This is a genomic window from Leptospira semungkisensis (assembly GCF_004770055.1).
In the GTDB taxonomy this organism is placed as follows: domain Bacteria; phylum Spirochaetota; class Leptospiria; order Leptospirales; family Leptospiraceae; genus Leptospira_B; species Leptospira_B semungkisensis.
On the sequence record NZ_RQEP01000018.1, the window covers coordinates 609,097 to 621,786 of the forward strand.

A 12,690-nucleotide genomic window follows, 5' to 3' on the forward strand; every position below is an offset into this window, starting at 1 on the left:
AGACTAAGCTTAATTCATTATTAACCCCTACGTAATGTAAATGTAACGGGGAAATGTGATTGTAACCCAAATTAGTAAGTCCTCGGGGATCAATCTCATTCATGAAAAAAAAAATAATCCAGCTGGTGCTCTTATTAGCTGCCCTTACGTTTACGCATGATATATTCGCGCAAAATTCGGGAGTAATATCCGGACAGGTATTGGATGCGCAAACTGCGGAGCCGATGTTCGGTGTTACCGCAATCATTCGAAGCTTAAATAAATATGGTCGTACGGACGTGGACGGTAACTACGAAATCGTAGGCGTCCCGGATGGAGAACACCAAGTAGAGTTCATCATGCAAGGGATGGACACTCAAAAGAAGAAGATAACCGTTGCAGGTGGTAAAGCCAGAGCCAACGTAGCGATGGGAGTAAAGAAACTCGAAACTGTCGTAGTAGAAGACAGAGCTCTCAATGATTCAGAATCCTCTTTATTGAAATTTCAGAAGAAGTCTGCTGCAGTATCCGACGGTATTTCTGCGCAAGCAATCAATAAAACTCCTGACTCAAGCGCGGGTGACGTTATCCGACGGGTAACTGGTATTACTCTCGTTGGAGGAAGATTCGTATTCGTTCGAGGATTGGGAGAAAGATACTCCAATACTCTCTTGAACAACGTTCCCCTTCCGTCTACAGAGCCGAATAAAAGGATCGTTCCTTTGGACTTGTTCCCTTCTTCCTTGATCAAGAACATCATCGTTTCCAAGACTTTCATTCCAGAAGAACCGGGCGAGTTTGCAGGTGGAACAGTTAAGATTGAAACGAAAGAATATCCTGAAGAATTTTTCGTGAAAGTCGGCGTGCAAACCGGATACAACAATAACACTACATTCCAAAACTTTAAAACGTATAGCGGTGGTGGACAGGATTGGCTCGGACTTTCTGAAGGGAATAGAAGTAGACCCGATCTAGTGACTGCGCTTCCTGGTGTTCCATTTAAGGAAGTCGGTACCGGTCAATACGGATATAATTCTAAGTTGATCACTGCCGGATCCTTGCAATTCAGCAACCAGTGGTCTCCGAGCCAAATCAATGCTCCTATGAACACAGGATTTAACTTCTCCACAGGTAATAAATTCGATTTGGGTGGAGATAAGAAATTCGGGACCTTATTCGCGATCACTTACAACAACGATTTTCAGTTCAGAGATGAAGCGGATAGCCTAAACCGTGCCGGTGGTGTGATCCCCGGAGCTCCGATTGGAGGCGCGAATACTAAGCTGATCCCATTCTATAACTATAACCAAAGATGGTATGTGGAATCAGTGAACTGGGGTGCGATTCTGAACAATACTCTTCAGTTAGCTGCCGGTCATAGAATTCATTTTAAAAACTTCTTAAGCGTGAACAACGACAAGGAAGTTCTTATGTATAATGGTAACAGCAACGCGAGCGGTCAGGCGATCGGCGCGCAAAAGTTAAATTATATCATGAGAAACCTTTTCTCCTCTCAATTGGGTGGGGACCATATCTTTCATATTTTTGGCAAGGACACCAAGCTAGACTGGAGAGTTTCCCAATCGGAAGCAAGAAGGGATCAGCCGGATATGCGAGATACCATCTATGCGGTCAATAGCGCTCAATATGGATCCGCTCCTGCTATTCTGCAAGGCGGAACCTTGGGAAGCAGCCAGTTCTGGTCTAATACTGTGGACGTAAACCGATTTGCGGGAGCAGACTACGAGATCCCATTCAGCCAATGGGATGGACTCCAATCCAAGTTGAAAGTCGGTTACAGCTATCTGGATAGGACCAGAAGCTTCAGCGCGGAAAGATACTTCTTCCGTGAAGCTGCCGGTGGAACTAACTTAGCAGGCGGGCAACTTCCTCCTCCTTACTACCCTCTTCCTCCTGAAATCGTTTATAACCCGGTCAACCGAGGAACACAAGGTTACTACGTAGATGATGCGACCCAGCCTACAGACAAATACGATGCGAAGCAAAAGCTTTCTTCTTATTACTCTCAGGTGGATATGCCTTTGCATCGCTTAGTCCGTTTCGTGGGTGGTCTTCGTTATGAGAATAACTTCCAGGCGGTTAAGACCACGAACCCATTCGATCCGAATGCAGAGTTCTTTGATAGATTCAATTACAAATCTTATCTGAATGCCTATGAACTTTCTATCGTAGATCCTACTTTCAGAAAACCGTATGCAATCAACGCGAACCAAAACGTTCTGCCTGCTGCAAACTTTATCTTCAGCCCGAACGACAAGACGAACATAAGAGCGTCTTACTCTGAAACGTTAGCAAGACCGGACTTCCGGGAAATGGCTCCATTCCAGTTCTTTAATATCTTGGGTGGAGGTATCGAGGTCGGTAACCAATACTTAACTAGAACCTATATCCACAACTATGACCTAAGATATGAATTCTATCCTAAGTCGGATGAGGTAATCGCGATCGGTGTCTTTGACAAGCAAATGGCATCTCCGATCGAGAAGGTTATGGAAGTAGATTCTCAGTTCCGCTATACTTATACGAATGCACAATCTGCTTACGTAAGAGGTATAGAGTTCGAAGCTAGAAAGTCTTTGAATATGCTGCATGAGAAAATGGAAAGATGGTCCGTAGGGATTAACACCTTCTTCATTAAATCAGAAGTTTCCTTTAATGACTGGATCTATTATCAAGTCAGTGGTACTACCCAAAGACCTACTAACTTAAGCCGTCCTCTACAAGGACAGTCTCCATACGTGTATAACGTAAATCTACGTTATCGCTTCGATGAGAAGGGAGATCACTCGATCACATTGTTATATAACGAATTCGGACCAAGGATCAACGCGGTTGGTGGTCTTGGGATGCCCGATACGTATGAACGTCCTGTGGGCATGATCGATATGACCTACGTCACCAAGCTATTCGAGAAGTTGGATATCAAAATTTCCGGAAAGAACCTGAACGACGCAAGGATCAAGATCGTACAAGAGAATCCTATCATGGATTCACTGGGTGGAACTCATAGCACTACGAATGGATTCAATATAGGAAGCAATTTCATTAACCTTGGAAGCCATTCGTATAAGGGCCAAACAATCAACTCATATCGCCTTGGACCTACGTTCACATTTTCTGCTACATACACCTTTAACTAAAAGAGAGCAGATTACTGAAATCTAACGGAATCGAAACACGAATGAAACAAAAAAATAGTTCAATCGGGTTATCTGAATTGATTTGGAGGATAGATTCAAAATGAATCGTTCTATAAAAAAAGTTGGGTACTTCCTGGGGCTTACTGCTCTTGGAATCTATGCCCTAAATTGCGGAGGCGGAGGAAGCAGCAGTGCCGGTGCCGCTTTAGCAGGCCTCTTGGGAGGAACTAGTCCCGGGGTTTATATTTCCGGAACTCTAGTGGATCAAAATAGCAATCCTATCGTAGGAGCTACTGTACAAATCGTAGGAAGAGGCGAAAGCTCTGTATCAGTGCTTCCTCCCGATTGGATAAAGAATTCTGCATCTAGTGCTACTCTTACTTCAAATTCTTACTTCTTTACAGGTGGAAAAACAAACGCAGCTGATAAGATCCCTGCTGGTTTCTTATACAACAACTCACAAGGTGCATCGGCAGCAAACACCAATAGTACTGCTGATGGATCAGTTGCTCCTTGCGACACTGTAGGTTCATTTGATGCAACTACCAAGGTAAATAGTGGTGCTAACTGCCCAGCAACATATATTACCTCAGTAGCAAAGGTTTTCGCAAACCCTGCAGCAGGATCAGATCCCGGTGTTGACTTTGTTAAAGCACAATGCGGTCAAGCTACGATCGACCAAATCAATGCTTGGACTGCTTCCGCAGGAACCTTTCCTGGACAATATTATGATGGTATAACTGCACCTAGTACTCCGGCGACCGGAACTTTTGACGGGGCAGGCTATCCGGTTGGTCCTTTGGCTATGGCGTATAAAAATACCACAGTAAGGATTTATTGCGACGTTTCTACTCTGGACTCAGGGGCTGCTTCTGTTGGAATCGATACTGCAACTCAAACTGCAGGAACTCCGATCGCAACATTCGTGACTGGTTCAAATGGAAAGTTCAGCGCAAAATTCTTAGTATCTAGCGTTGGTAACACTTACAGTGTTCTCGTAACTACAAGCGGTGGAACTGTTCTGAAGTCTCGTCGTTTGAAAATTAACAAGAACGGTGTGGCAACTCTACTTGCTTCCGTTGGTGAAAAAGGACCGAACGCAGCTTTGGAACTTTCCACTGGTAAAGACATTACAAGTACTGAATCCAGCTGGAACAGCTTACTTTCAAGTGGGGCCAATCTCGATGGCAGAGGTCATTATGACTTCAGCTTCGGATCTGTTTCCGTAAACATGGTTTATCCTAAAACTGGAAATATCATTTCTGGAACTCTATCCAGCAATGCTCACTTAACCAAAGCTGGAAGCCCTTATGTTCTAAGCGGAACTGTGATCGTTCCAAACGGAATCACCATGACAATCGACGCTGGTGTAACCGTTTTCGGCGCTGTGAGCCCTGCAGGAGCACTTCTTGTTAAGGCTGGCGGTAAGCTGATCGCAAACGGAACTGCTGCTGAACCAATTCTCTTCACTTCTTCTAAAGATGCTGGAACAAGAGCACCTGCTGACTGGCAGGGAATTATCATCCAAGGTAAAGGTGTTCAAACCTTTGGTTGCGGTGGTAACGCTGGTGGATGCCAAGCGATCGGAGAAGGAGATACAGGAGCATTCGGTGGAACTGATAACACTGATTCTTCCGGTCACCTAAGCTACTTAGTCGCTCAGTTCGCTGGAGCACCATTCTCCCCAGGAAACGAAAGGAACTGTATCTCTCTCATGGGAGTCGGATCCGGAACTTCTTTCGACCACATCCAATGCCATCGCGGTTTTGATGATAGTTTCGAGCAATGGGGTGGAGCTTTCACTGCAAAATACATGGTTTCTTCTGCAGCTCGTGACGATAACTTCGACTTTGCAGACGGATTCATTGGTAAATACCAATTTGGTATCTCTCAAGTCGTAGCAAGCGCTATCGCTGTAAACGATGACATCTCTCGCTGTATCGAAGGTGATGGTAACTCCGCTCTTGCTTGCACAGGCGACGCAAGAACTGGTGGTGGTTGTGCTAACCCATACTTTGCAAACATTACTTGCGTAGGTGCAGGCGATGTAACGAACGCTGGTGGAGCAATCTTCGTAAGAAGAGCAGCTGGTGCTGCTGGACAAGTTGTGGGAGATTATACTCACTTCTTAGTTGATAACCATGGAGCTCAAAAAGCCCTGGATTGCACAAGCGACTCTGCTCCTTCAAATGCGAACGTTAGCTACGTAAGTACTCACACTTCTGCTACCGGTGCTTGCACAGGTGACGGTGGTGCTGACGTAAATACTGATATTGCGGCAAACTCTATTGCAGTAACATCTACGAATATAACTACTCCAAATTTCTTCCCGTCAACTGACGCGACAGTAACTGGAAGTAGAGATACTACTACAGTAAGAAACTTTAGCGATCCGTTCTTTACGACCGCTACTTACTACGGTGCAATCGATCCAAATGGAACCGATTGGACCGCTGGCTGGACTCAATACCCAGCTAACTAAGTAAGATTTAAAATCTAACGATAGCCCGTTTCGATCCTTCGGAACGGGCTTTTTTATTACATCAGCAAAAGACAAAATATATTAACTATGACTCAAAAAATTTTCCGGCTACTCTTTATTCCCTTCATTTTCTCGTGCAATCTTGACTTTACAAATTATCCGATTGCGAATTTGCAAAACAGCAAAGAAGAAGTTGTTGTTAAAGCAATTCAGGCTGCAGAGCAACAAGATGTAAAAGCGCTTTCTGCCTTAGCTCTCACCGCTAACGAACACAATACTATGTTCTGGAATCATGTGGGAGAGAAATTCACTTCTGATGCGGGAATGACTCCTCAACTTGCATACGATCATATGACCATGGAATCGAATATTGTAGTTAAGGAATTGTTCTTCAAAATAGGAGGAAAGGATTTCATTCTCAAAAATTTCGTTTGCAAACGTGCTCCCGAAAAATATGGACCCTTTACCTTGCACATGGGTTGCATTTCTACCCTATACAGTCCTACCACGAAGGAGACCTTAACTCTCAGTTCGTTTAGAACAATTTTAGAATATAAAGGAAAATATAAGCTCTATCATCTGAAGAGAGAGTAAGGCAAAGATTACAAAACGAAATCACCTAAACTCCAATAGACTGGTGTTAAACTATATCTGCGATCAATGTCGCCAACCCGTAATTGCTCCGTAATAATAACGTAACCCAATTCGCTTACAAATGTCTCATAAATATTTACGGAGCTTTCGAAAGCTATGCTTAACCCTTATACTAATCTTTCCGTACGTCAGTGGATCGCCATTGTCTTTATCGGAGGATTTTTTACTGTTGCTTCTCTTCCTTTATTTTCTCAAAACAATACCGCTGCACCTGCGGCTCCTGCTGCAACCGGAACTCCAGCTGAGCAACCTGCAGCTACCGAGGCTCCCGCTGCTGCTGAACAACCTGCTCCAGCCGCACCTAAATCTGAAGTCGGTCTCTGGGATCTTTTTGAAAAAGGCGGATGGACAATGTATCCTCTGGCTCTTTCTTCCTTCGTTGCGTTAGGCGTTATCTTCGAAAGACTTTATTTCCTATTCACTTCCAAACTTCTACCTAAAGGTTTCAATATCGACCTCGCAGAAAAGATGGAAAAAGGTGGAGTCGACGGTGCTAAAGAATTCATCGCAGCAAATCCTAATTACAAAATTTCCGAAGTCTTGAAAAACGGAATCGAAGTCTCTGCAGGAGACGCTGAGATCTTTGCAAAAGGAATAGAAAGAGAAGCTGCCGAAGTAATCACGGTTCTCGAAAGAGGCTTAGTGATCATTGCAGCAGTTTCTACTATCGCTCCTTTGATCGGGTTCCTTGGAACCGTTTCTGGTATGATCAACGCATTCGATGCAATTGCTAACGCAGACCAAGTGAATGCGAAAGTGGTTGCAGGTGGTATTAAAGAAGCTTTGATCACTACTGCTGCAGGTCTTATTATCGCAATTCCTGCGATGACTTTCCACCAGTATTTAACATCCAGGATCGATGGTTTCACTTCCGAAGTAGAAGAGGCAGCTAACCGAATCTATAAGGAATTCTTGAAACAGAACGCGCGTTCTTAATCTTTCCGGATTCGTTCGGAAGAGGTCCGTTTTATGATCCAATTAAAGAAAAAGAAAGAGCTCGAGGAAATATCCGCTTCTTCCATGTCGGATATCGCATTCCTCTTGCTCGTGTTCTTCATGGTAACTGCAGTCTTCTTCGTGAAGGAAGGTTTGAACATCTCTCTTCCTCGAAAAGACGCCGAGCCCACACTGATCCTGCGTGAGAATGTCTACGAGGTACTTGTCTCTGGAGACGTGATCAAGATGCGGAATACCAAGATCGGAACCAGGGAATTCAGCAGTCTAAAGGAATTCCGTAAGGAATTAAACGCATTAGAAATAGATAATATTTCAGAAAAAGTAGCTCTAGTAAAAACAACCGGCGACACCAAATATGCGAATATGTTGGATGCCCTGTCCGCCGTGCAATTGCGCGGATTTACTAAAGTTTCCGTAAAAAGGCTCAAGTAGTTAAGGAATACGCATATTATGGCTCTGAAAAAGAAGAAAGCACCGCCTAAAATACCGGTGAGTTCGATGGCGGATATCGCATTCCTTCTCTTGGTATTCTTCATGGTGACTTCCGTTCTGGATACCGATCCGGATATTCCTATCGCTCTTCCTGATGTTCCGGGAGGCGAGCAGTTGAATAAAAAGATCGCGAACCTTTATTTGAGTGCAGATAAGGAAAAGAGTGTCTTCTACAACCAAGTGAAGATGCCGATCAACGAAGCAATTAACAATATTCGTGCTAAGCTTACTACGACTCCAGACTTGAAAGTTCTGGTCCACGCGGACAAGGAACTCCCCTATGCGGATCTGGATGGAGTCTTCGAACTCCTAAAGGAAGCCGGAGCATTGAAGGTCTCCCTCGTTACTAAAACTACCCAAGGAGGTGGTCTCAAGTGAACCAAAAAGTCGCTGAAGATACCGCTTCCAAGAGCAAGCTCAGAAAATTCATAGATCGTTATCGTCTAGAATTCTGGGTAACCACTTCTGTCGTACTTCAACTGCTTATCTTTTCTCTTTGGTATGTTCCTACTTTTCCTTCTAATCGATTGGAGAAGTTAGTGGATGAGGTTGCTTTCGTAGACAACCTAGTCATTCAGGAACCGAACACAGGATCTCCTGATGATGGTGACTTCGAAGAGACAGACACCCTAAAGAAGAAAGAGGACCCGAGGATTGCAGGCGCACAGGATCAGGTGATCTCTGGAGCTACCTCACCTATAGATCTTTCGCCGAATGTTATCCCTCAGTACACCAAGGACGCTCAGGCTGCCGGTATTACGGGAACTCTCACTATCGAAGTAGTGATTGCAGATTCGGGAGAAGTCTTAAGAGTTCGTAACATCGGCAAACCATTAGGTTTCGGCTTAGAGAATGCTGCGATCGATGCTTTCTATAGAAAGAAATACTCCCCTTCTATCTTAGAAGGAAAACCGATCACTGTCAAAGTGCTCGTCCCTGTTCGTTTCCAACTGAACTAAACTCAAGGGTCTATCTCCTTTTTCTTTTGAGAAGAAGGAGATAGACCTCCTTCATTCTTCTTCTTAACTTTATACGAGAACACTCGTTCGAATTACAATTTTATGATTTGCTTTTTCTTACCGATCCATTGAAATTGCGGACCTTAAGCGAGTTCTCTATTTTCATTGCTCGCTTAATTCACAAATGCCTAGCGTTATTTTAACTAACGCTAGTTCGGGAGATATCTTGAACTATGGAAGCAAATCAATCCAAACACGCATGGAGAATACTACTCCTTCTCTTTTTAGCGAATCTATTAAATTTTTTTGATAGAACAATCCCAGCAATTATAATAGAGCCCATCCGTCATGAATGGGATCTTTCCGATCTACAACTAGGCTTTGTAGGATCCGCATTTACGATCATTTATGCGATTGCGGGTCTTCCCTTAGGTCGTTTAGCAGATATCGGTTCCAGAAAAAGAATTATAGGATGGGGACTTACTATTTGGAGCGCTTTTACTGCACTCAACGGTTATGCTTGGAACTACTTCACCTTTATCTTGGTACGAATGGGAGTCGGCATAGGAGAAGCCAGTTACGCACCCGCTGCAAATTCTTTGATCGGCGACTTATTCCCCGCACATAAGAGAGCAAGAGCAGTCGGTATTTTTATGTTGGGACTTCCACTAGGCTTGGTCCTCGCATTCTTTACGATAGGCGCACTTGTAAAAGCCTTCGGCAGTTGGAGAGCACCTTTCTTTATCGCGTCCATTCCGGGAATTTTATTAGCAGTTTTCTTCTTCTTTATTCATGAACCTGAAAGAGGAGCAGCAGAGTCAGTTCAAGTCTCTAAAGAAAAGGTGGACCGACCAATCCAAAGAGTGTTGGGAATAAAAACAATGTGGTGGATCATTCTCTCCGGTTTGACTTTCAACTTTGCAGCGTATGCTGTGAATAGTTTCCTCGTTTCTCTACTACAAAGATTTTATCATTTCACCTTGGTAAAAGCCGCAATTACAACTGGCTTCATTGTAGGAATCACCGGCTTGGTCGGTTTAACTGCTGGAGGATGGATTGCAGATAAGATCCACCAAAGATCTGAAAAGGGTCGCCTCTTATTCGGAGCGGTGAATTTGTTTGCCTCTTCCATTCTAATATGGCTGGCTCTCATGCAATCCGAAGAATTGGTATTGTTCTTTTCCCTTCTGTTCGGCTTAGGCTGGTTAGTCTCTTATAATTATTATACCTGCGTCTATCCAGCCATCCAAGACATTATCGTTCCCAGATTAAGAGCTACAGCAATGGCGTTATATTTCGCCGTAATGTACCTGTTAGGTGGAGCTGCCGGTCCGGCAGTAGTTGGTTGGTTCTCGGACTATCTCACCCATTCTGCAATGCTTCAAGCGGGAACAAGTGAAATGTCCGAACAATTTAAGGCGATCGGCCTACATGATTCCCTCTATTTGATCCCGATTACCGTCTTTCTGACCTCTATTTTCGTATTTTTGGCCTCTAAAAGCTTCTCCTCGGACGCAGCCAAAATGAAACAGGACATGGTCTCCGGCGGAAAGTAGAACGAATTCTCTTAACAATGCATTTATGAGAGTAATATAATATACTAATCCGACTAGCGCCTAAAATCCCCTAAAAACTCGTAATACAACTGAAACAGAGAGTTAACATTTCCCGATTTTTACCCGAAAAATCGGGACTAATATAGCCCTATTCTCGGCCATTTTGAGCGTTTGTGACCGAATCCTTATCTTTTTGTAATCGCTTTGTAACCAAATATAACCATTCTGTTACCCGAACGTAAAAACAGAAATTCGCGGGTAAAACGCCCAAGAAGCGAATCTAGGGTAACTCTGAAAATGAAGATAAAAAAGAACGAGAAGTGGGAGGTCCTACAACCTCTTCTCTCCATCCTTATTCCTGCCGGCTTGCTTGTATTTTCCCAAGCCGCAATTGCTCAGGCTCAGGAAGGTAATCTGGCACAGGCCCAAGAGGCACCTAAGCCTGCACCGGAAAAGCCAAAAGTGGAAGAATATACCATATATGAGGACCAGGACGGGCAACTATTCACCAAACCTGGCCCTGGAAGATTCAAGAGTAGAGTGGATAAGGCCATCAATAAGAATGATCCAAAATACAATCCATATCCGAATCATTTAACGAACCGTCCGGATGATCTTCTAAAGGAAAAACTTACCATTACAGGTAGGATGCAGTTCCGCGGGATCTCGGCCCAAACCGGTTCCAATTACAATAACGGAAAAGACGACTTCAATTCCGTCGACTGGAACTTCCGCCGTTTGCGTTTAGGGGTTCAGTACCAAGGAAATTCCTGGTGGGGACTTTTGATCAACCTTAGGGGTGAGAACATGCTCAATGCTCCTTACATAACCCAGTCCAAGAATACGGCGGGTGATGTTACAAGCGTCTCTCTCAAAGAAGCAAGAGGTTATTTCCAAGAGGCATTCACCTTCGTGAACCTTCCGATATTGGGAGCGAGAGTAAGCTTCGGACAGATCCCTACTCAATTCCAGAGAGAATATCTCATGTCTTCTGCAAACTTCGTTGCAATAGAACGTTCTTATATGACGAATGCGATCCCTCAGTTCGACTTAGGGGTTAACTTAAGACTTTCTCCTTTGAAAGATGTGTTCGAAGGTAAATACGAAAAACATCTTACGATCGATCTTATGACAAGTAACGGTCATGGAGCCGGTGGTGACTTCGGAACAGGAAGAAGACAGGATCTTACCGTTGCTGGTAGACCGAACCAACCTGTATTGATCTCTCCTTTATATTTCGCAAGGGTTCAATGGAACGTTTTTGGTGGACTCGTAAAAGAAAATGGAGCGAATGTAGGCTGGCAAGAAGGAGAAGAGATCTTCCAAAGCGATGCGAAACTCTCTCTGGGAGCCGCTACAATGCAAACCAAGAATGCAAGCTTTAGCTCAGGTCCAGCTTCTTCCTTAGCGGTAGACGGTGCGATCCCGAGAGGAGCTCCTACTCAATATCTTTTAACTACTCAAACGACTCCGGATAACAGCACTTATGATTGCACTGTTCCAAGTTACCAAACCAGCGCTTGTCAACCAAGACTGGGATTGAAAGGATACACTTATGACGGTACATTTAGCTGGAACGGCTTCTACTTAAGCGGCGCATATACTACCTTTACCGGGGCAGCCTCCAATAATCTGAGTGGATGGCAGGCAACTGTAGGGTATAATATCAAATTCGCGGAAAAATACTATGTCATGCCAGTCTTCCGTTATGACTTCTTAAAAGGAGACTTCAACAGAGACGGTAAGATAGAAGATACTGATATTAAGAAATACTACTGGGTAGGTCTGAACTTGTTCGGAGATAGACATCTTCTTAAAGCACAGATCTTTTATGAAATTCCCATCGTAAGACTGACGGTGGATCCGATCACAAGACAGCCTGCGGTTGTAAATAACCAAACCTTTTACTTCCAAGTGCAGGCTACCTTCTGGACCGGAACTGTCAGCCCAGAACATTTAAATACTAGATTAGAATAAGGTAGATTGGAGGAATATTATGAAATCTTTACTAAAATTCGTTCCCGCTGCTTTAGGACTGGTCCTAATGGCCTGCGCTTCTCAAAAAACAGAAGACGGAATTCTATCTACCTTATTTGCTTCCCCGGACGACGGAAATAGATCCATCATCGTGGTGGAACTTGCAGCGAATAACGTGGATTATACCGGAGATTGTTACGACACATTTACCATAGGCGGAAGCATGAACACTACTGTTTCTCCTACGAACTATTATAATATAGTAATGTTCGGGCATTCTTTAGATACAGAAAGACGCAAGTCTGCTCTATCTACTTCTTCTTGCAGTTCCCTCGGTTTTCTTGGTTCAGGAATTCCTACCAACGGAAGCACGGTGAATTTCAAAATATACACCTGCGATCCGAACCTAGGCCAAGGAGGTGGAGCCTGCGGTACTAAAATACTTACCGCAGTCGGTTTCTAAATCAATTCAG

The 12,690-nt window shown here is 44.0% G+C and carries 10 protein-coding genes; all 10 read left to right on the forward strand.

The genetic code is table 11. The annotated features are described in order from the left end of the window. Positions 1 to 101: 101 nt before the first annotated feature. The 10 genes from EHO59_RS14170 (at position 102) to EHO59_RS14215 (ending at position 12,680) form a co-directional block, all read left to right on the forward strand. On the forward strand, positions 102 to 3,140 hold the full coding sequence (locus tag EHO59_RS14170; RefSeq protein WP_135589078.1) for a TonB-dependent receptor: 3,039 nt from the start codon (positions 102 to 104) through the stop codon (positions 3,138 to 3,140). 100 nt (positions 3,141 to 3,240) lie between these two features. Further along, complete coding sequence (locus EHO59_RS14175; RefSeq protein ID WP_135589079.1) at positions 3,241 to 5,622, forward strand: hypothetical protein; 2,382 nt, start codon at positions 3,241 to 3,243, stop codon at positions 5,620 to 5,622. Positions 5,623 to 5,793: 171 nt separating this feature from the next. Continuing rightward, complete coding sequence (locus tag EHO59_RS14180; protein WP_246052921.1) at positions 5,794 to 6,216, forward strand: hypothetical protein; 423 nt, start codon at positions 5,794 to 5,796, stop codon at positions 6,214 to 6,216. 156 nt (positions 6,217 to 6,372) lie between these two features. Next, on the forward strand, positions 6,373 to 7,212 hold the full coding sequence (locus EHO59_RS14185) for a MotA/TolQ/ExbB proton channel family protein (protein ID WP_135589080.1): 840 nt from the start codon (positions 6,373 to 6,375) through the stop codon (positions 7,210 to 7,212). 33 nt (positions 7,213 to 7,245) lie between these two features. After that, on the forward strand, positions 7,246 to 7,665 hold the full coding sequence (locus EHO59_RS14190) for an ExbD/TolR family protein (RefSeq protein WP_135589081.1): 420 nt from the start codon (positions 7,246 to 7,248) through the stop codon (positions 7,663 to 7,665). Positions 7,666 to 7,683: 18 nt separating this feature from the next. Then, complete coding sequence (locus tag EHO59_RS14195; protein WP_135589082.1) at positions 7,684 to 8,103, forward strand: ExbD/TolR family protein; 420 nt, start codon at positions 7,684 to 7,686, stop codon at positions 8,101 to 8,103. Then, complete coding sequence (locus EHO59_RS14200) at positions 8,100 to 8,684, forward strand: energy transducer TonB (RefSeq protein ID WP_135589083.1); 585 nt, start codon at positions 8,100 to 8,102, stop codon at positions 8,682 to 8,684. Before EHO59_RS14195 ends, EHO59_RS14200 begins: the two co-directional genes overlap by 4 nt. Before the next feature lie 233 nt (positions 8,685 to 8,917). Continuing rightward, entirely contained in the window at positions 8,918 to 10,240 is a 1,323-nt protein-coding gene (locus EHO59_RS14205; protein ID WP_135589084.1) for a spinster family MFS transporter, read from the forward strand. Positions 10,241 to 10,537: 297 nt separating this feature from the next. Next, entirely contained in the window at positions 10,538 to 12,217 is a 1,680-nt protein-coding gene (locus tag EHO59_RS14210; RefSeq protein WP_246052923.1) for a porin family protein, read from the forward strand. 19 nt (positions 12,218 to 12,236) lie between these two features. Then, positions 12,237 to 12,680 carry an LA_3150 family lipoprotein gene (locus tag EHO59_RS14215; RefSeq protein WP_135589086.1) on the forward strand — a complete coding sequence of 148 codons (444 nt, stop codon included), beginning with the start codon at positions 12,237 to 12,239 and terminating at the stop codon, positions 12,678 to 12,680. Positions 12,681 to 12,690 lie beyond the last annotated feature (10 nt).

What these genes read in the sequence shown, in the direction of transcription:
- EHO59_RS14170 (WP_135589078.1), top strand. Translation starts at nt 102, where the DNA reads ATGAAAAAAAAAATAATCCAGCTGGTGCTCTTATTAGCTGCCCTTACG.
- EHO59_RS14175 (WP_135589079.1), top strand. Translation starts at nt 3,241, where the DNA reads ATGAATCGTTCTATAAAAAAAGTTGGGTACTTCCTGGGGCTTACTGCT.
- EHO59_RS14185 (WP_135589080.1), top strand. Translation starts at nt 6,373, where the DNA reads ATGCTTAACCCTTATACTAATCTTTCCGTACGTCAGTGGATCGCCATT.
- EHO59_RS14190 (WP_135589081.1), top strand. Translation starts at nt 7,246, where the DNA reads ATGATCCAATTAAAGAAAAAGAAAGAGCTCGAGGAAATATCCGCTTCT.
- EHO59_RS14195 (WP_135589082.1), top strand. Translation starts at nt 7,684, where the DNA reads ATGGCTCTGAAAAAGAAGAAAGCACCGCCTAAAATACCGGTGAGTTCG.
- EHO59_RS14205 (WP_135589084.1), top strand. Translation starts at nt 8,918, where the DNA reads ATGGAAGCAAATCAATCCAAACACGCATGGAGAATACTACTCCTTCTC.
- EHO59_RS14210 (WP_246052923.1), top strand. Translation starts at nt 10,538, where the DNA reads ATGAAGATAAAAAAGAACGAGAAGTGGGAGGTCCTACAACCTCTTCTC.
- EHO59_RS14215 (WP_135589086.1), top strand. Translation starts at nt 12,237, where the DNA reads ATGAAATCTTTACTAAAATTCGTTCCCGCTGCTTTAGGACTGGTCCTA.